At 41.4% G+C, this 17,017-nt stretch carries 25 protein-coding genes; 10 read left to right on the top strand and 15 right to left on the bottom strand.

The window, feature by feature from the left end; genetic code table 11:
• Positions 1–9: 9 nt before the first annotated feature.
• Positions 10–588 (bottom strand): superoxide dismutase family protein, encoded by a 579-nt coding sequence (locus FFL34_RS03315; RefSeq protein WP_138601414.1) that lies wholly within the window; start codon positions 586–588, stop codon positions 10–12.
• Between the two features lie 86 nt (positions 589–674).
• On the bottom strand, positions 675–863 hold the full coding sequence (locus FFL34_RS03320; RefSeq protein WP_411712149.1) for a hypothetical protein: 189 nt from the start codon (positions 861–863) through the stop codon (positions 675–677).
• A gap of 115 nt (positions 864–978) precedes the next feature.
• Here FFL34_RS03320 and kapB point away from each other — a divergent pair, with 115 nt between their 5' ends.
• Positions 979–1,371: a sporulation phosphorelay system protein KapB gene (gene kapB / locus FFL34_RS03325; protein ID WP_138601421.1), complete on the top strand. Its 393-nt coding sequence runs from the start codon at positions 979–981 to the stop codon at positions 1,369–1,371.
• 42 nt (positions 1,372–1,413) lie between these two features.
• Here kapB and FFL34_RS03330 read toward each other — a convergent pair whose 3' ends face one another.
• Entirely contained in the window at positions 1,414–1,677 is a 264-nt protein-coding gene (locus tag FFL34_RS03330; RefSeq protein ID WP_138601424.1) for a phosphocarrier protein HPr, read from the bottom strand.
• Between the two features lie 199 nt (positions 1,678–1,876).
• Here FFL34_RS03330 and deoD point away from each other — a divergent pair, with 199 nt between their 5' ends.
• From deoD to FFL34_RS03345, 3 genes are all read left to right on the top strand, one after another.
• Positions 1,877–2,587, top strand: a complete 711-nt coding sequence (gene deoD / locus FFL34_RS03335; RefSeq protein ID WP_138601427.1) for a purine-nucleoside phosphorylase — start codon at positions 1,877–1,879, stop codon at positions 2,585–2,587.
• Positions 2,588–2,725: 138 nt separating this feature from the next.
• Positions 2,726–3,319: a biotin transporter BioY gene (locus FFL34_RS03340; RefSeq protein WP_138601430.1), complete on the top strand. Its 594-nt coding sequence runs from the start codon at positions 2,726–2,728 to the stop codon at positions 3,317–3,319.
• Between the two features lie 190 nt (positions 3,320–3,509).
• The gene (locus FFL34_RS03345) at positions 3,510–3,983 is read left to right on the top strand and encodes a divergent PAP2 family protein (protein ID WP_138604653.1); all 474 of its coding nucleotides are present in this window, start codon (positions 3,510–3,512) and stop codon (positions 3,981–3,983) included.
• A 147-nt stretch (positions 3,984–4,130) separates the two neighbouring features.
• Here the strand turns inward: FFL34_RS03345 and FFL34_RS03350 are convergent, their stop codons facing one another.
• A complete protein-coding gene (locus FFL34_RS03350) occupies positions 4,131–4,829 on the bottom strand; it encodes a 3D domain-containing protein (protein WP_411712152.1) in 699 nt (232 codons plus the stop codon).
• Between the two features lie 61 nt (positions 4,830–4,890).
• Positions 4,891–5,202 (bottom strand): YuiB family protein, encoded by a 312-nt coding sequence (locus FFL34_RS03355; RefSeq protein ID WP_138601433.1) that lies wholly within the window; start codon positions 5,200–5,202, stop codon positions 4,891–4,893.
• A gap of 235 nt (positions 5,203–5,437) precedes the next feature.
• Between FFL34_RS03355 and FFL34_RS03360 the strand changes: the two genes are divergently transcribed.
• Positions 5,438–6,424 (top strand): NAD(P)/FAD-dependent oxidoreductase, encoded by a 987-nt coding sequence (locus FFL34_RS03360; protein ID WP_138601436.1) that lies wholly within the window; start codon positions 5,438–5,440, stop codon positions 6,422–6,424.
• Between the two features lie 111 nt (positions 6,425–6,535).
• Here the strand turns inward: FFL34_RS03360 and FFL34_RS03365 are convergent, their stop codons facing one another.
• The 3 genes from FFL34_RS03365 to FFL34_RS03375 all read right to left on the bottom strand — a co-directional run bounded on the left by FFL34_RS03365 (position 6,536) and on the right by FFL34_RS03375 (position 7,759).
• Positions 6,536–6,892 (bottom strand): HesB/IscA family protein, encoded by a 357-nt coding sequence (locus FFL34_RS03365; RefSeq protein WP_138601439.1) that lies wholly within the window; start codon positions 6,890–6,892, stop codon positions 6,536–6,538.
• Between the two features lie 131 nt (positions 6,893–7,023).
• Positions 7,024–7,455 carry a diaminopimelate epimerase gene (locus FFL34_RS03370; RefSeq protein ID WP_138601442.1) on the bottom strand — a complete coding sequence of 144 codons (432 nt, stop codon included), beginning with the start codon at positions 7,453–7,455 and terminating at the stop codon, positions 7,024–7,026.
• Positions 7,433–7,759: a YuzD family protein gene (locus FFL34_RS03375; RefSeq protein ID WP_138601445.1), complete on the bottom strand. Its 327-nt coding sequence runs from the start codon at positions 7,757–7,759 to the stop codon at positions 7,433–7,435. The genes FFL34_RS03370 and FFL34_RS03375 overlap by 23 nt, the downstream gene beginning before the upstream one ends.
• 146 nt (positions 7,760–7,905) lie before the next feature.
• On the opposite strand from FFL34_RS03375, the gene FFL34_RS03380 reads away from it, so the two are divergent.
• On the top strand, positions 7,906–8,130 hold the full coding sequence (locus FFL34_RS03380; protein WP_138601448.1) for a NifU family protein: 225 nt from the start codon (positions 7,906–7,908) through the stop codon (positions 8,128–8,130).
• A gap of 140 nt (positions 8,131–8,270) precedes the next feature.
• On the opposite strand, the gene FFL34_RS03385 is transcribed toward FFL34_RS03380, so the two are convergent.
• Positions 8,271–9,230, bottom strand: coding sequence for a 2-hydroxyacid dehydrogenase (locus FFL34_RS03385; protein WP_138601451.1), 960 nt, complete (start codon positions 9,228–9,230; stop codon positions 8,271–8,273).
• 26 nt (positions 9,231–9,256) lie between these two features.
• Entirely contained in the window at positions 9,257–10,237 is a 981-nt protein-coding gene (locus FFL34_RS03390) for a protein kinase family protein (protein WP_234031413.1), read from the bottom strand.
• A gap of 84 nt (positions 10,238–10,321) precedes the next feature.
• On the opposite strand from FFL34_RS03390, the gene FFL34_RS03395 reads away from it, so the two are divergent.
• Positions 10,322–10,834 (top strand): phosphatidylglycerophosphatase A family protein, encoded by a 513-nt coding sequence (locus FFL34_RS03395; protein ID WP_138601456.1) that lies wholly within the window; start codon positions 10,322–10,324, stop codon positions 10,832–10,834.
• A gap of 170 nt (positions 10,835–11,004) precedes the next feature.
• Here FFL34_RS03395 and FFL34_RS03400 read toward each other — a convergent pair whose 3' ends face one another.
• The 4 genes from FFL34_RS03400 to FFL34_RS03415 all read right to left on the bottom strand — a co-directional run bounded on the left by FFL34_RS03400 (position 11,005) and on the right by FFL34_RS03415 (position 14,488).
• Positions 11,005–11,769, bottom strand: a complete 765-nt coding sequence (locus tag FFL34_RS03400) for a TIGR01457 family HAD-type hydrolase (RefSeq protein ID WP_138601459.1) — start codon at positions 11,767–11,769, stop codon at positions 11,005–11,007.
• Positions 11,770–11,780: 11 nt separating this feature from the next.
• Positions 11,781–12,404: a helix-turn-helix transcriptional regulator gene (locus FFL34_RS03405; RefSeq protein WP_138601461.1), complete on the bottom strand. Its 624-nt coding sequence runs from the start codon at positions 12,402–12,404 to the stop codon at positions 11,781–11,783.
• Between the two features lie 18 nt (positions 12,405–12,422).
• A complete protein-coding gene (locus FFL34_RS03410; protein ID WP_138601464.1) occupies positions 12,423–12,860 on the bottom strand; it encodes a DUF86 domain-containing protein in 438 nt (145 codons plus the stop codon).
• A gap of 218 nt (positions 12,861–13,078) precedes the next feature.
• On the bottom strand, positions 13,079–14,488 hold the full coding sequence (locus tag FFL34_RS03415) for an ISLre2 family transposase (protein ID WP_138601467.1): 1,410 nt from the start codon (positions 14,486–14,488) through the stop codon (positions 13,079–13,081).
• Between the two features lie 196 nt (positions 14,489–14,684).
• Here FFL34_RS03415 and FFL34_RS03420 point away from each other — a divergent pair, with 196 nt between their 5' ends.
• Positions 14,685–14,975 (top strand): hypothetical protein, encoded by a 291-nt coding sequence (locus tag FFL34_RS03420; protein ID WP_138601470.1) that lies wholly within the window; start codon positions 14,685–14,687, stop codon positions 14,973–14,975.
• Between the two features lie 25 nt (positions 14,976–15,000).
• On the opposite strand, the gene FFL34_RS03425 is transcribed toward FFL34_RS03420, so the two are convergent.
• A complete protein-coding gene (locus FFL34_RS03425; protein WP_138601473.1) occupies positions 15,001–15,276 on the bottom strand; it encodes a YutD family protein in 276 nt (91 codons plus the stop codon).
• A gap of 141 nt (positions 15,277–15,417) precedes the next feature.
• Between FFL34_RS03425 and FFL34_RS03430 the strand changes: the two genes are divergently transcribed.
• Both FFL34_RS03430 and FFL34_RS03435 read left to right on the top strand, forming a co-directional pair.
• The gene (locus tag FFL34_RS03430) at positions 15,418–15,969 is read left to right on the top strand and encodes a YhcN/YlaJ family sporulation lipoprotein (RefSeq protein ID WP_138601476.1); all 552 of its coding nucleotides are present in this window, start codon (positions 15,418–15,420) and stop codon (positions 15,967–15,969) included.
• Positions 15,970–16,059: 90 nt separating this feature from the next.
• Complete coding sequence (locus tag FFL34_RS03435) at positions 16,060–17,007, top strand: M23 family metallopeptidase (protein WP_138601479.1); 948 nt, start codon at positions 16,060–16,062, stop codon at positions 17,005–17,007.
• Positions 17,008–17,017: the final 10 nt, after the last annotated feature.

Consider the following 17,017-nt stretch of genomic DNA (forward strand, 5'->3'; position numbering starts at 1 on the left):
CCGCGCCTGTTATTCTTCCTGTTCCTCATTAAAATCGGTCGGATCTGTCGGTGTTTCAGTCGTCTTCTTTTCATCTTTCGCAATAAGACCGCAAGCTATTCTTGCACCGGAATCACCACCAGGCTGGCTGACTCCATCATCCTGCTCTTCAGTTATGACGAGTGATGTTCCCTCCCCGTCCAGCAGCGATTTTTTGCCGTCGAGGAGTGTGGCCTCCGGTAGCATCAGTTCAGCATCAACAAGACCGCCTGCATCTGCCTCAATATTAGGGAGATCACCCAAATGCGCGCCTTCCGGATGCATTAGTCCATGCTGGTCTCCGGTTGGATTCAAGTGATTACCTGCTGTCTTAAAATCAGGCGCATCGCATTTAGGATACTCATGGATATGGATGCCGTGGTAACCTGGCTCTAATCCTTCCAGTTTTAGTTTAACGTTCACACCAGCATCAGCTTCTGTTAGCTTAGCTGTACCAATCATATCATCTGAAGAATTGTACATCTCCACCGTTCGTGTGGTTTCCTTATTTTCCTGACAGGCCGTCAGCCATGTCAACGAAACAAGTACAATTACAACGAATACTCTCATCTATGGTACTCCTTTTCAATTACATTGTATTTTCAGTATCCGCAATCAGATAAAAATTAAACGGATTCCTTTAAAAGAAACCCGTTTCAATCGCTATCTTTTTTTGTCTCAAAATACTGTTGGTACTGCTTTTCTGCTTTTTTTGCCTCTTTCCTGGAAACCTTTATAAAAAAATACATGGTTATGACAGCACCAATCATAAATATAATTAATGTTATGACAGCAGGAATGTATTCTGTTTTATCTTCTGGAAAGTATAAGAACTCCATCATCATCTATCACTTCCTTACACTCATTATAGCACCAAACAAGTAACTTTTAAATCCAGCACCTGCTAATTGCTGAATTCCTTGCCATCTGGCACAATGGACAAAAAAGGAGGATAATAAAATGGCATTTCAAGCTGGAGATATCGTGCAAGTTAAATATAACTCAGGTAAATACATAGGTGAAATTCTTGAGGATCGCGGTGAGCGCTACTTGATAAAAGTACATGCTGTCGTAAAACATCCGATGCAAGGCGACTTACACCATCCCGGTGAAACGGAAGGAGTCTTCTTTCAAGAACGAAAAGCGCTTGCACACTACGAAAAACTCAACGCGGTCAAGTCGGCTGCTAAAGCATTTCATGAAGAAGTTCCAGAGTACCGGACTTCTTTAAAAAAATCCATCAACACAATGAAGGAACAGCTTTCGAAAGAAGATACACCCTTCAACAAGCTATCTTTAAAACAACTCGAGTATTTAGAGCAAAACGACTACACCAAAAGTTATTATCACTGAAAAAATAAATGAGCCAGCGGTTACCCCCTGGCTCTGTCTTTTTTATTCACCCAAATGTTCACTCATTACTTCACTGATGCCGCTCATCGCTTCTTCTTCATCACTGCCTGATGCTTTGATAGTCACTTCTGCATCTTTTGGTATTCCTAGTGACATGACGCCCATAATGGATTTCAGATTCACATCTTTCCCATTATAAGAAATCTGAACATCTGATTCAAATTGACCAGCTTTATTCACTAGCAATGTTGCTGGACGTGCATGAACGCCAGTATCTGCCGTAATAGTAAATGTTTTTTCCTGCATTATTTTCATCCTTCCAATATTAATTCCTTTAGTGTATATTTTCCCACAGAGGTGAATGACATACAAGCTTATTATATACAAAATAAGTCTCTTTTGAAACAGAAAAGCGATGAAAACTGTGTCATTTCCATGAAAGTTGTCTTTATCCAACCATTATGATAACGTAAATTTGACAATGTTTGAGGAGGAATCAAGGTATATGAGTGTGCATATTGGTGCAAACAAAGGTGATATCGCCGACAAGATTCTATTGCCTGGCGACCCATTACGGGCCAAATTCATCGCCGAAACTTTCCTGGAAGATGTGACACAGTACAACAGTGTACGTGGCATGTATGGCTATACAGGTACCTATAAAGGAGAACGCATATCTGTCCAGGGTACAGGAATGGGCGTACCATCCATATCCATCTATGTGAATGAACTCATTCAGGATTATGGTGTACAGACACTGATCCGTGTCGGAACCTGTGGCGCGATCCAGCGTGATGTCAATGTTCGTGATGTTATCCTTGCACAGGGAGCAACAACGGATTCGCAAGTAAACCGGATGATATTTAACGGTATTGATTACGCACCACTGGCTGATTTCGACCTGCTCCGAAAAGCTTATGACGTCGGTAGTGACAAAGGGTTAAACTTACGTGTCGGTAATGTATTTACAAGTGATACGTTTTATCGCGATAACGCCAAAGATGTGAACGAGCTGCTGGCATCGTATAATGTACTAGCCGTAGAAATGGAAACGACCGCATTGTACACACTTGCAGCTAAATTTAATCGTAATGCCTTAACCGTTCTTACCGTATCCGATCATATCCTGACCGGAGAAGAAACCACTTCTAAAGAGCGACAGACAACCTTCCATGACATGATGGAAGTGGCACTCGACACAGCCATCAAACAATAAGGTGCTAACAGAAGAGTAAACAGTCTTCCATTGGTGGAAGACTGTTTTTTTTGCCACTTTGTAAACTCATTAATAAATCGGTTGACATTGAGATTGAACATACTCTATGATAATAACTAATTGAGAGGAGTGATACTTATGAAAGAAATTCGTTCAATTGATTTAACGTTCAGCGCACTATTCGTATGTCTGATGGCAATTGGCGCTAATATTGCTGTATGGTTCCCAGTGTTGGCAATCCCCATTGGCGGCGCTGCCATTCCACTATCACTGCAGACGTTTTTTGCAACATTGGCAGGATTAATGCTTGGTAAACGGCTAGGCAGCATTGCTATGATTACATATATCGCAGTTGGTATAGCCGGTATTCCGGTATTCGCTAAAATGCAAGCAGGCCCCATGGCACTCATTAACCCTACCGGCGGTTTTATCCTATCTTTTGTATTTGTTGCTTTTATAACAGGGCTCATTGCCGAACGTAGCCGGAAACCATCTATTCCACTTTATACGGCAGCTTCTTTATTCGGACTTGTTGTTAACTATGGCATCGGGGTGACGTATCTGTTTATTGCTATGAACACATGGCTTCATCTCGACATCTCTTATTTTTCCGCTTGGGCCGGGATGTTTCCATTTCTCATAAAGGATACAGGAATGGCCTGTTTAGCTGCTATGTTTATGTTAACCATCTCTAAACGAATACCGTCCAGATGGGTTGCCTTCAGAACTTGAACTACCCACCACTTACTAAGCATGAAGTAGGGTATTCTCGCCTGTAAATGATAAATCGATGAAAGGCATGACCGATTGTGATAAAATAGCACTCTAAAAGCTTTCCAATGTCCATGATGCGGCCCACGGATGGGTTTTTTTATTTCAGGACAGCGGAATGGAAACTGCAACAGAAGGGATGTCATATGTCGTGAGCCTTTTTGCAAACTTTCCATTATGGGCTGCATTATCAGCAATTGTTGTTGCCCAGGTTATCAAAATTCCGATTCATCTAATTGCAGCCAGGGAATTCAATCCGGGGCTCGCCTTCTCAACAGGAGGAATGCCAAGTAGCCATTCAGCCGCAGTTGCTGCTTTGTCAACAGCAGTCGGAATAGTTGAAGGCGTGGACTCCATCATGTTTGCGATTGCAGCTGTTTTCAGCGTCATCATTATGTTTGATGCCTCTGGTGTACGTAGACAAGCAGGCGAACAGGCTATTGTCATCAACCAGCTTGTCAAAGATTTTCAGACATTTGTCGAGGGGGCTAAAGACTGGAATCAAAAAGAAGCATTTCAAAAACGGAAGGAATTGAAAGAACTTCTTGGGCATCAGCCTATTGAAGTCCTTGTCGGCGGGTTATCTGGTATAGCAATTGCATTTTTAGTTTATCAATGGTATTAGAAAAATTGAGACTATTCCCTCCCAGCGTTTAGACGCTGGAACGACGGCATGAAAGGTTTTTGTGGCATTTAGATATACGGATTCCGCTTAAACATTGTGCTTCTTCTTATTAAAGGAGACGTCCCACAACACAGTGGAACGTCTCCTTTAACTTTCCTGATCGTTTGTAATTTGCTCTCGAAAGACTTGCAACGTTTCATTTTCATTTAATTTATTCAACGCTTTTTCGGTCAGTTTACCATTTCCTTTTTTAATGACGTAAACTTCTACTTCCTTTTTACCCCATTCTGCATACACGTCATCAACCGTTTCATAGTACAAATCAATTTTGTTACCATTTATGGCGCCACCTTTATCAGCTACAACACCATATCCATAGCCAGGAATGAACAGGATGGTTCCAATCGGATAAATATCCAAATCGGCTGCAATAGTAGAGTATAAATCTCTTTTTACCTGCACCCCGGAATACGTAATACCATATTGTGGATGGTCGGGTGTTTTTCCAGTTGATTCAATTCCGGCAGTATAACCGGTAGCCATTACAGTAGCGCTCGGATATTGTTCAAGGTTAATGTATTCTTTCAGTGTTTTTGGTCCTTCAATCTGTTCACTTGAAATATAACGCTTTTGCTGTTTCATGACGTTCAATTTTTTCTTCTTCAGTGCAACTTGCCTGTACCCGGCTTCCCTCCCGGATGTTATAGGCGATGCATCGTAGTCTTCAACCATCCATGCTTTTACATCTGTGACTGACATATTTGTAATAGATGACAATGTAACAAAAAAAGCGCCAAGAAATAGTAGACACATTGCAGTCTTCCGTATTAAATTCCGTTTTTTCAATGATAACACCTCTCTGGATGTCATCATCTCCATTTTGGAAGCTTTTTATTCATTTACCATTTTAAAACATCCGGTAGCCACTTTTACGCAAGTAGCGAACGACAAATCCAGACACGATCGTCCCGATAAAACCAGCTCCTAAAATACTTATATCCGCGATTGTAATTTCTGTTAGTCTTGTGAAAGCTGTAGAAAATGCACTACCTGGATTTACAAAATACTCCGTAGTGGCTATATCATCTACAATCATCAAAATAATGAAAGGATAAACAAAAGTCATTAGCCACGTTTGTCGTAGCAGCATATTTAAAATAAATGCCAATCCAAAAAATATAACAAAAAACAGTAAAATCGAAACAACAAATTGTATCAACACCGTATCTCCCTTCACCTATGCATACAGCATTTATTTTATAACAAATGCAGAAAAAAGCAAAGACAAGTAATCCTATAGTGATCAATTTAAACCTTTCATTCATTTCTCTTGCAAATATGTCTTTTCCCAATATTTTCATTGCAGACATATCCATGTGCATCGATACACATAAACGTCTGATTTATGATATCATAGCAATGGTGTTTGAATAAGACAGATTGGGGGAACATCCATGCCAGAAGAAGTATATGATGTTACCATACTTGGCGCTGGTCCTACAGGATTATTCACCGCCTTCTACGGAGGGATGCGCCAAGCTAGTGTTAAAATCATTGAAAGTTTACCACATACTGGCGGGCAATTGACAGCCTTGTATCCAGAGAAATATATATATGATGTTGCCGGTTTTCCAAAAGTCCGTGCCCAGGAATTAGTCGATAACCTTGAGGAGCAAGCGGCTATGTTTGATCCAATGATTGTGCTGGGACAAGCTATAGAAAAAGTAGAACGTCTTACGGATGATACGTTTAAGTTGACTTCCAATAATAATGAAGTACACTTCACAAAAACGATTATTATCACGGCAGGCAATGGAGCTTTCCAGCCAAGACGATTAAACATAGAAGGCTGTGAACAGTTTGAAGGTGTTAATCTGCATTACCATGTAAAGGACATGCAGGCATATAAAGATCAAAATGTTATGCTTCTTGGTGGCGGAGATTCGGCAGTAGACTGGGCATTAATGCTGGAGCCGATTGCCAAAAAAGTGACGCTCGTACACCGGCGTGATAAATTTCGGGCCCATGAACACAGTGTTGAACAATTGATGAATTCCAATGTAGAAATTTTAACCCCCTATGTTCCTTCATCAATTAGTGGAACGGATAGAATTGAAAAAGTGATGCTCAACAAGGTTAAAGAGGATGCAGCATTTGAGATAGAGGTTGATTCCATACTTTGCAATTACGGCTTCGTCTCTTCGCTTGGCCCAATTAAGGACTGGGGATTGGAGATTGAAAAAAACAGTATTGTTGTCAATTCTAGAATGGAAACCAATATCCCAGGAATTTATGCCGCTGGTGATATTACAACCTATCCGGGTAAAGTAAATCTAATTGCTACCGGATTTGGGGAAGGCCCTACCGCCATTAATAACGCCAAACAATACATCGACCCGAATGCACGCATACAGCCAAAACACTCAACATCAATGTTTTAATATGGTCAGCCTGGACTCATTTAAGAGTTCCAGGCCTTTTTGTAGGGCTACAAAATCTGTACATTAAAAAAACTAGGGTAGATCCCCTAGCTTTTTTTAATTTAGTTTCCACTAACATTTTTCCGGCGTGCCTGTACGTTCCTTCGCTTTGAATGAGGAGCCACAGCCGCATGATACGATCGCATTTGGGTTATCGATACTGAACCCGCCGCCCATCATATTTTGCTTAAAGTCAAGTGTGGTCCCTTCGATAATTGGTGCATCCTGTTTATTAATAACGACTGGGATACCATTGATATCTTCAACCATGTCCAGTTCTTCATTAACATCATATTCAAAGCCAAGCGAATATGATAATCCGCTGCAGCCACCGCCTTTTACACCGAAACGCAGACGAACGCCAACTGATTCATCTTTCATCATTTCTTTCACCTGATCACGCGCTCCATCTGTAATGGAAATAACCATTTCGAATCCTCCTCTTTCATAAGATGAGTCATGCATTATCCTCCAGTATACAAACTATAGCAAAAACCATCAACTATGAGACGTTCAGAAAAACTCAGGCCTAGCCTCGTTTCAAACTAATTCCGAAGTTTTTATGGTAGGTCATCCAATTTTATACTTTCTGACATTATAAAATGATAGATGCCTGCCGCAATTGTTTCCGCACCACCGGTCATCAACACATCTCCATCCTGCTGCCAATGAATGTGCAAGTCACCACCATCAAGATGAACCGTTACTTCTTCCTCACGCGCTATCTCACCATTTAGAGTTGCTGCTACAACAGCGGCACATGCTCCCGTTCCGCACCCCTGCGTTATAAGCGTATTTGGCGACGCAGCCAATCCATTCCCACAGTTTTTCCCTTCTGAACCATCTTTATTGAATATGCGCATGCCTACATCCGCATCCTCACTCGGGTGTATCAAAATAAGCCCATCAGACCCAATTCCAGTATGAATATGCGAAACAGACTTAGCCAGTTCCGGCAGTCCAACTCCATCATGACTGTAAAACAGCCCCATTTTTCTCCAATTCTTTGTAAATAGTTTTAAGTTTCGGGATACCTTCCGCTACAATTTCATCATTTACTAAAACAAGTGGATAAAATAATTCTTCTTCCAATATGCGATTTGCGAATTCCTTGTGTTTTTCAACATCCGGCGGGTGATCAATATCAACATATTCATAAGCAATGTTCTCGTCTATATACTTTCTGCCGATTGCAGCCTGCAGCCATTCATACGTATCCCGTGAACCGGGCGCACCAACACAACTAGCACAAATTTGCTCTGCACCGTAAACAGTGATATAGATATCCTTCCCCATCACAAAAACCCCCTATTCCTTGGTTACTTTCATTTTACAAAATCCCTTATGAAAGATAAAATAAAAGGTAGATAGTATTTAAAATAAAGAATAGATTTTTTCAGCAATACATTTTATAATAAAAGGCAGAAAGGAGAAGATGGATAATGCAAGAACAAGTACAAGAAGTATTAAATAAATTGCGTCCATTTTTGCTTCGCGATGGCGGCGATGTGGAGCTGGTTGATGTTGATGATGATGGCATTGTGCTCCTTCGTCTGATGGGGGCATGTGGAAACTGCCCAAGTTCTACCATTACATTGAAAGCGGGAATTGAGCGTGCATTGATGGCTGAAGTTCCAGGTGTAAAAGAAATTGAACAGGTATTTTAAAGTTGCCCTTCCCATACAGCTTGTAAAGGCAGACTAAAGTAATGTCTGCCTTTTTTATATGATAAGATTTGCATGAAATATGGCTGATCCTAAAAAGCATCGTGACTCCTTAGATCAGGCAAAGATTAGTTACCTGAAACTCAGACAGGCGTTATCGGGGTGTCCCCTTTCAGTACAGCGGTCAAGTTATCGAGACAGAGATTAATCATTTTGGAACGTGTCTCCTCACTAGCAGACCCGATATGTGGCAGGCAAACCGTATTATCCAGTTTCGCCAGCGGATGGTCTGGAGAAATTGGTTCCTGATCAAACACATCCAGCCCAGCTGCCTTGATTTGCTTATTTACTAATGCCTCGTGTAAAGCTTCCTCATCAACAGTACCACCGCGTGAAGCGTTGACAAATATAGCACTGTCTTTCATTTGCTCAAATGCATTTTTATTAAATAACTTTTGTGTATCATTGGTTAACGGAACGAGTGAAACAACATAATCGGCCTCTTTCAACAAATCAGCGAACGCTAAATACGTAGCCCCCAACTCCTGCTCTGCTGTCTTTTTACGTGAACGATTGTGATACAAGATGGGCATATGAAACCCGGCTGCCCGTCTGGCTACCGCCTCACCAATCCTGCCCATACCGACAATACCGATTTTCTTCCCGTACACATCTGAACCAGCCAACAAATATGGTGACCAATGTTTCCATCGTCCCTCACGAACATAATCGGTGGCTTCTACTATTCTTCTAGCAGTTGCCATTAATAATGCAAATGTCAAGTCTGCAGTCGTCTCGGTCAGAACATCCGGCGTGTTGGTTACCACAATACCGCGTTCTTTTGCCGCCTGCACATCTATGTTGTCATAACCTACCGCCATATTAGCAACAATTTTCACATTTCTGGCGACGTCCAAGAATTCACGGTCAATCGATTCAGTCAACAGACACAGTACACCGTCAGCCGATGCTGCTTCACGCAGTAGCACATCCCGTGGTACAGGTGTATCTTCCTTTTCCCACATGTAAAAATCAGCGTATTCCCGATATGGCTCCAATAGATCATCAGGGATTTTCCTTGTAACATAAATAACTGGTTTCATCTTTGGATCACTCCATTGTTTGTGATTCATAACCAGTGTAACACAGGAATCGCTAATTCTTTAGTCGAAACCCCGGCATTATCAAAAAACATCCGCAACCTTCGTTCATAAACAGGCTGACGTTCCATCAAATCAAGTAAAACAGCGTGGTTATATTCGTAAGTTTCCCCAATAAAACCACGTTCGATAGTATCAAAAAAATGGACAGGAAATAAAAGCCGTGCATATAAGAGCCGCCAGGAGAAAACCGACAACGGCTTAACATGCTGATAATCATCCAGAAATGTTCGTATGTCATGCATGGGGTCTTCCGTTTTCAATAATTGATGTCGAATATACGCTGCTAAGTCGCGTGCAGGATGATCATAGACGAGATCTGTCATCCATAGATATCGATTGTTAAGCTGCCCGTAATACCTTCTGAATGCGATGGTTCCCTGGTCCGTTTCATGGAACCGGGACTCATGCTCACTTTCCTGCATATATTGGATAGCATTTTCACTTATTCCAACCAAGTATGGCAGAAAATCCACTAGTTCACGATAATAGTCCCCGGGATTATCATAAGCTTCTTGCTCTATTTTCTGTTCGAAGGCACTCATTTTACCTATCCACAGATCCTTCCACTGTCCATAGCTAGAAATGAGTTGTGGTTCATAACTGTACAGTGAACCATCCATATGAAACCGTGCCAACCTCTCCCCATAACCATATCCAGTACGATTATCCGCGTTTGACCTATCTGCCTTTAGTACCATATAACCGCTGTCATTATGCTTCGTAAACCATCCCCCTTGCTTATTTTGTACAGGGACTATTACTTGATTCCAGTTGTTTTCATACAAATAATAAGCCAACGATGCTTGCTCCATATGTATCATTTCCTTCATATCGCCGGAAATGATAAAATAAACATAATTATCATCTATGAAACCTTCCGCGCCGTTTATTACCGTTTCTTCGTATACATGAATATCATAATTTATGGCAAGAAAGTCTCTCAACATGATCGCTCCTTTTTTCCGTGTCTAATTTAATATATGTTAGAAACCGCTCTATCTTAACAATTTTTAAAAGAAAAGGTGATAACTATGGATAATAATACGAACAAAACCAAACTGGAATTAAAAGCAAGAGAATGGCTGTCAGAACGAGGGGTAACAATAAAAGACATTGCAGACCTCGTCCATTATTTGCAGGCCAAATACCATGATAATCTTAGCATGGAGGACTGTCAGTACAATGTGGAGCGAGTATTGGGGAAACGGGAAGTACAGAATGCCATACTAACCGGCATCCAATTGGATCGTCTGGCTGAGAAAAAAGAACTTGACGAGCCACTGCAACGAACCATCGAGATTGATGAAAGTCTGTATGGCATTGACGAAATAATTGCTTTCTCCATTGTTAACGTGTATGGTTCCATTGGCTTCACCAATTACGGTTTTATCGACAAACAGAAACCAGGTATTCTTGAACATTTAAATGATAAATCTACCGGCGAGTGCCATACTTTTCTGGACGATATTGTCGGAGCAATTGCTGCGGCAGCTTCAAGTCGGCTGGCTCATGCTACCGCTGACGATGAAATATTTGATGACTGAATGAATTAATTAGGAGGGAGTAATCCGCGGCCTCCTATACATATAAATCCGGCCCAACGGTTGACTTTATATTTGCTTGGAATATAAAAAATCCGAACCGATTCGAAATCTATGGAAGAATTTGAATCATCGTTCGGATTTTCTTTATTCTATACAATTGTTCCAGCCTCTTACTTCATCCACTCTTTTAAAGTTTGGACATAATACGTTGGCTTCTGTTTAAACGTGGCGTAGTCTTCATAGGGTGTAACACCTGTACATACCATCAGTGTGTCAATACCGGCATTTATTCCGGCCAAGATGTCAGTATCATAATTATCCCCAACCATCAATGTAGCTTCCTTGGCAGTACCAAGCGCGTCCAGTGCCTGATTCATGATAATCGGCTCCGGCTTTCCAATAAAAATCGGCCGCTTCCCCGTACTAACGGAAATGACCGATGTAAGCGCGCCATTGCCGGGTTCGAGTCCACGTTCAGTCGGTATCGCCACATCGGCATTAGTCGAAATAAATGCTGCTCCATTCCATACTTGCAAACATGCTTCGGCAAGTTTTTCATAAGTCAATTTCCGGTCCATTCCAATTACCACGAAGTCACAATTGGTCTTGGTAATCTGGTGGCCTTCTTTTTCCAGTGCATCTACCAATCCTTCTTCACCTATTACGTAACACCGAGCTTTTGACTGTTGCTGGTTTATGTATTTCGCAGCAGCCATACTTGTAGTAAAAACCTGCTCAGGAGTGGAATGGATACCCATTTTTTGCAATTTAGCGGAAACTTGTACCTGCGTTTTCGATGAGTTATTCGTTAAAAATAAATACGGAAGCCCGTTTGCTGTAAGTTTATCAACAAATTCAACGGCATACGGTATCGGTTCATCTCCTTTATACATCGTCCCATCTAGGTCAATCATGTACCCTTTATATTCGTTCATGCAAACCCTCATCACTTTTTAATCGTCCATTTACAGCAGTTATCCCCATCAACAATACATGAACGAGGCTCAACACACCCCTCTGAGAACAAATCTTCATACAGTCTTTGGTCACCAGAGCAAATTTGCCGATAAGCTGAAGCGACCTTTGCAATGGGACAATGATAGTGCCTCATTTCATAAGAATCTTCTCCAATTTTTTCAACTTCTACCATGTATCCTTTGTTATTCTGAATAGCTGCAACATCCCGGATTTTTTGGCCAAAATCATCAGTATTCAATTCATTCTTAACCTCTGCTTGCTCCCGCTCCGTGCGTTTCTGAATCACTTTTTCCACTGTTTCTACGCCTTCTAATGCCTCAAGGTCCCACAGTATTTCAAGCGAAAGGCTTTCATATTGACTGGGAAATGTTTTATGACCGGATGGTGTAAGTGAATATATTAGATAAGGCCTGCCAAGCTTCTGTTTAACGAATCTTTTTTTTACAAGGCCTTGCCGCTCAAGTTCACGAAGGTGACGGCGAACAGCAACTTCGGAAATGGTAAAATAGGACATTATTCCTGATATTGTCAACTCATTTTCCTTTTTCAAGACGGTCAATACTGTACGTTTTGCACTCCCATTGTTTTGCATTCTTCCGCCCCCTTCCTGCTAATCATTAGAAAAAGCGTTGGCAACGCCTGCTTCATCATTTAAGTAGCTTCTGATATGAGAACCGAACTGGCTTAGCATCTCCTTATTCCGTTGTAATGTGCTATCAAGCAAGGTATGATCGATTGTCAAATAGTCTTTAACTACCATTTTTCTAAGTGTAATTATTTCTTTATAGCCTGCTTCATCAGCCTTTGGGAGCACTTTTTCATCGACAAGGATGTCAATGATGTCTTCAAAGCTTCCTGGGTCCCGCATAATAAACCCATCAATCATCATATTTCCGACATCAAGCACTGTTTCAATAATAAGTTCGGTCGCACGCTCTAGAAAGAGTTTATCCTTAAACGAGTTAGCTGGCTGATGATTAACCTCACTAAGAACCTTCTCCATATATGTCAACGTTTTCTCAATTTTTTTCTGATCAACGAAATACATCTCGATACCTCCTACTATCACATCATAACACATTAGCAACTTAAAAACGTATTCATACACGTTTTGTATGTGTCAATCTTTTCTCGATGTGGTTGTCACACCAATATATTTGGCACTCTATTTTTGTACACGTTTTCCGGCTACCGCGCTGTCGCTTGGTGGCCTGCATGTTTTCGTCACGTTCCAAAACCCGGAACCTGACAAAAACATGCAGGGTATTACCTAAAACTCTTCATCAAGTTTCCTATCGCTGATGAATGGGCTGTATATAAACTGATGGAACCTTCTTTTGCGCCAATCGATGGGCGTGTTGGCTGATTCAAATACTCCGTCATGCGAACGGTCTTTTCAACGTCTCGCTGCTTGCGTGCGCTTCGTTTTTGGGATGTGAGATAAACATCCCGCAACGTGTTATTGAGGATACCCTGTTTTACTTTCACCATAGCTTCACTGCCTTCTACGCTCCAATGCATCCCCCGTCTTTTCATCCGGAAAGAAACGCGACGCTGATTGGATTCCATAGCCCCTAAGCCTCGTGCGTCTTCTGGCGGGTCTTCCACTTTCTCACGCCAGTCAAAAATACGATCCCAATTGTGCTGAATGTAAGTTCGAAAACCGTTTACCTTTTCTACCTGTTTTGCGTTTTCCAGGGTACTTTCGTATGTATCCAGCCAAAGTATGAACTGTTGCCAATCGTGTTGTTTTAACGCTTTTCTTATCCCGTCCTTAAATTCACTCTTTTCACCGCCTAATGCCCGATTTAACGCCTGAGCTACATGGTAAGCGTCAAGTTGATTCAACACGGGATAACGGGACTGGGAAAAGGCTTCCTGGAACCGTTCAGCTGTGTAGCCCTGCCCGCCATCACTATTTGTCACAACCTGCGTATTCTCCAGCGAATAACCATGGGCCGCATATGACTGCACCTCTTTCCAAAAGTCATCAGTCGGCTTCGTTGTCATGATTACGTGTTGATTGCTGAGTGAGACCCGTTTGCCATTTTTGACCCAGCCTTCATGCATAATCGCATGCCGGACCTCATGGCTTTTCTTTTTCTTTGTAGAACGGACAAAAACGCCATCTGCCTCTGTATATAAATAGTCAACTTCTTTTCCCTCCGGAAGGGACGCTGCTTCCTCCAGTTCAGCCGCCAGTTCCACATCAGCCTGGGACTGCGCATCTCCAACACGCTTCACGATACTCCCGACTGTTTGATGACTCATCGTTACGGGGGTCCATTCCTTCAAAGTTTGGACTGATGCACGATACGTGCTCTCACTAGCCAATTCAGCCACTTTTACCTCCGTCAGGGGACTGTATCGTTGACTTTTCCGAAGACCAGCCCACTCATCAAAGGGATAGTGAGAATCACCTTTCAGGTCATGCATTAATGTATGCCGAAAACGAACTGCCCCAAACGTGAATTGAACCGTTTTCCAATCTTCACGCTCGACAGTCCAGCCCAACTTCTGTTTCTCAGCTTTAATCACCTTATTAATCTGTGTGAACACTTCCCCCATCTGGGAAGCAAACACCTCATACATATAGAGTCGAATGCTTTCTTCCAAATCAACTAAGTTGTTTGTTTCCTTTATTAATGCGTATAATCTTGATATAATAGTTTCCATGAGAAGGCCTCTTTCGAAATGTATTTGCCCGTCAAAGCATACATTTATGATAGAGTGCCTTCTCTTTTTTGACTAGAAAATTGCCTCAGGTGGCCCCGAGAATTATTTTACACATATCACGTTTTTTGGTTTATTTTGGCACGAAAGGATTAAGCATTTTAGGAAAAAATAATTGACAGAAGGGGTGAAAGTAAATATGTCAAAAAAAGATAAAGTGAAATACAGTGATTTTTCTAATGTTCTCAGTCAGCGAAATAATCTTATCCCGGAGGAATTTCCAGAGGGGCCTTTTGGGTCTGAAATCAACGATGAAGAACTCAAAGGAAGTAAATCAACGCCATGGAAGGAAGGACAGAGCCGGGAAAGTGCATTTGTTTATCCGGATAAGGAACAACATGATGACCTCCCGAGGCAAACACCGGGGGCACACCCGCTGCACGATGAAACAGGAGATCCCGATCCTGAAGAAAAAAATAAAGGGCAGTAGTCAACCAAAGACTTCTGCTCCTTCCTCATTTGTCAATTTTCTTCAAGAGAAAATAAGCACAGCCAAAATTACAATATTCGTATAAATAATCATCCAGTGTGCTTATTTTTGTATCGAAGCCAGCTTTCGGATTCTGATCATCATAAAAGCCTTTCAACCGAAGCTGATCATATCCCCAGTCACCGACAATAAAATCATATTTAGATAAAATTTCAGAAAAACGTTCCTTTATCCTTTCTTCTTGAAAACCGTTTTTCTCATTCTCTATAATTTCGTAACATTTCCCTTGTATTTCAATCATCAGCATCACTCCAATTACATTATACAAATTTTATCATACTACAGCATCTTGCAGCCACATTTTTTACAATTATTTGTAGTATGAATTTCCCCTAAAACCGTACACTAAGGTCAGACCATAATTATTAGCAGGAGGGTAGTCATGACCAAGAAACTTTTTATCACATTATCTCTTCTTACGGCTTTTGCACTGGTGGGTTGTAATAATACCGACAATGCGGCCGATGAACGGGAACAAATTGTTGATGAACTCGATCCAGAAGCAGAGAATACACCTAAAAATCCTGAGGGCAATGACAAACTTGGGTATGTCCGTTATAGCAAAGAACAAGTGGATAATGACAATGAAAAAAGTCACATTGTCACCATCGACAGAACGAAGATGGCAAACATGATTGCACGAATCATTTTACGTAACGACGGTTTTGACGAGGTGGCAACACTTGTAACGGACAAGGAAGCACTAATTGCCTATGCTAAAGAGGATGAGTTGGAAACGGATAAAGCTGCTGACATGGCAAAGAAAACAGCGGTATCTATTCTGCCGGAATATTTCGATGTGTATGTATCAGATAATGAAATGATCATGCACGATATACAAAGCTTACACAATTCAAGTACGAAAAATGACAATTACGATAATACACTCGACCAAATAATTGACCGGATGAAACAATCATCGCAAGGAAAATAAAACAGGCGGGAAACCAGCGGGCGGGCTTGCCCCGTCCTTCATCTCGTTAGATAAGGGAGGTGTAACATCATCCTAAGAAAAACCATCACAATGCTGGCGGCAGTTTGTCTGATTTACATTCAGCTTCCACACCTTATCCAAGCAAAAGAAGCGGAAGATAAGTCAATACACGAGCAGCGCATGGCTTTATACAGGAAAACAGAAGCAATAACCCAGATCCCATGGTATTATTTAGCCGCCATCGACCAATATGAACGGAACAGCAATGAAAACAATACGGACGATCAGCTTGTATCCATATCGTTGCCAACCGAAATTTGGTATGGCATTGGAAACAGTTCCATGATTAAGGATATTAATTTTATTCAATTTTTTAACGGAAAAGGCAAAGATGGCAATGGAGATGGGAAAGCAGACCCTGAGCAGCCGGAAGATGCTTTGTTCACCATGGCTAATATGCTGTTGGAATATGGTCCTACAAGGGATGAAATAAAAATTGCGTTGTGGAACTACTATAAACGGGATCTCACGGTACAAACTATCATGAATACAGCCAATGTGTTTAAAAAATTTAATCGGATTAAATTAACAGACAGGGAATTCCCGGTCGATACCGATTACAATTATTCCTACAACAACAACTGGGGAGATCGGCGAGGTTTTGGAGGCATTCGAATTCACGAAGGCTCTGATATCTTTGCGGATTATGGGACACCAGTTAAGTCGACAACATATGGCGTTGTAGAGCTAAAAGGCTGGAATTTATACGGTGGCTGGCGGATTGGTATACGAGATATCAATAATATTTATCATTATTATGCACATATGAGTGGTTACAATGATGATATTAAAGTGGGGCAAATAGTTGAACCTGGTGACATTCTTGGCAGTGTTGGGTCAACCGGTTACGGGCCACCGGGAACTTCAGGTAAATTTCCACCACATTTGCATTACGGTATGTATAAGGATAATGGATCGAAAGAATGGTCATTTGATCCATATCCCTATTTAAGAAAATGGGAAAGAATGTCAAAGTAAAGCTACTAAG

The sequence above is a fragment of the Lentibacillus cibarius genome (assembly GCF_005887555.1).
Lineage (GTDB): Bacteria > Bacillota > Bacilli > Bacillales > Amphibacillaceae > Lentibacillus > Lentibacillus cibarius.

Excerpts from the sequence above, each read along its gene's own strand:
- FFL34_RS03315 (WP_138601414.1), bottom strand. The coding sequence starts at position 588 with ATGAGAGTATTCGTTGTAATTGTACTTGTTTCGTTGACATGGCTGACG.
- FFL34_RS03320 (WP_411712149.1), bottom strand. The coding sequence starts at position 863 with ATGATGATGGAGTTCTTATACTTTCCAGAAGATAAAACAGAATACATT.
- kapB (WP_138601421.1), top strand. The coding sequence starts at position 979 with ATGGCATTTCAAGCTGGAGATATCGTGCAAGTTAAATATAACTCAGGT.
- FFL34_RS03330 (WP_138601424.1), bottom strand. The coding sequence starts at position 1,677 with ATGCAGGAAAAAACATTTACTATTACGGCAGATACTGGCGTTCATGCA.
- deoD (WP_138601427.1), top strand. The coding sequence starts at position 1,877 with ATGAGTGTGCATATTGGTGCAAACAAAGGTGATATCGCCGACAAGATT.
- FFL34_RS03340 (WP_138601430.1), top strand. The coding sequence starts at position 2,726 with ATGAAAGAAATTCGTTCAATTGATTTAACGTTCAGCGCACTATTCGTA.
- FFL34_RS03360 (WP_138601436.1), top strand. The coding sequence starts at position 5,438 with ATGCCAGAAGAAGTATATGATGTTACCATACTTGGCGCTGGTCCTACA.
- FFL34_RS03365 (WP_138601439.1), bottom strand. The coding sequence starts at position 6,892 with ATGGTTATTTCCATTACAGATGGAGCGCGTGATCAGGTGAAAGAAATG.
- FFL34_RS03370 (WP_138601442.1), bottom strand. The coding sequence starts at position 7,455 with ATGGGGCTGTTTTACAGTCATGATGGAGTTGGACTGCCGGAACTGGCT.
- FFL34_RS03375 (WP_138601445.1), bottom strand. The coding sequence starts at position 7,759 with ATGGGGAAGGATATCTATATCACTGTTTACGGTGCAGAGCAAATTTGT.
- FFL34_RS03380 (WP_138601448.1), top strand. The coding sequence starts at position 7,906 with ATGCAAGAACAAGTACAAGAAGTATTAAATAAATTGCGTCCATTTTTG.
- FFL34_RS03385 (WP_138601451.1), bottom strand. The coding sequence starts at position 9,230 with ATGAAACCAGTTATTTATGTTACAAGGAAAATCCCTGATGATCTATTG.
- FFL34_RS03390 (WP_234031413.1), bottom strand. The coding sequence starts at position 10,237 with ATGTTGAGAGACTTTCTTGCCATAAATTATGATATTCATGTATACGAA.
- FFL34_RS03395 (WP_138601456.1), top strand. The coding sequence starts at position 10,322 with ATGGATAATAATACGAACAAAACCAAACTGGAATTAAAAGCAAGAGAA.
- FFL34_RS03400 (WP_138601459.1), bottom strand. The coding sequence starts at position 11,769 with ATGAACGAATATAAAGGGTACATGATTGACCTAGATGGGACGATGTAT.
- FFL34_RS03405 (WP_138601461.1), bottom strand. The coding sequence starts at position 12,404 with ATGCAAAACAATGGGAGTGCAAAACGTACAGTATTGACCGTCTTGAAA.
- FFL34_RS03410 (WP_138601464.1), bottom strand. The coding sequence starts at position 12,860 with ATGTATTTCGTTGATCAGAAAAAAATTGAGAAAACGTTGACATATATG.
- FFL34_RS03415 (WP_138601467.1), bottom strand. The coding sequence starts at position 14,488 with ATGGAAACTATTATATCAAGATTATACGCATTAATAAAGGAAACAAAC.
- FFL34_RS03420 (WP_138601470.1), top strand. The coding sequence starts at position 14,685 with ATGTCAAAAAAAGATAAAGTGAAATACAGTGATTTTTCTAATGTTCTC.
- FFL34_RS03425 (WP_138601473.1), bottom strand. The coding sequence starts at position 15,276 with ATGATTGAAATACAAGGGAAATGTTACGAAATTATAGAGAATGAGAAA.
- FFL34_RS03430 (WP_138601476.1), top strand. The coding sequence starts at position 15,418 with ATGACCAAGAAACTTTTTATCACATTATCTCTTCTTACGGCTTTTGCA.
- FFL34_RS03435 (WP_138601479.1), top strand. The coding sequence starts at position 16,060 with ATGCTGGCGGCAGTTTGTCTGATTTACATTCAGCTTCCACACCTTATC.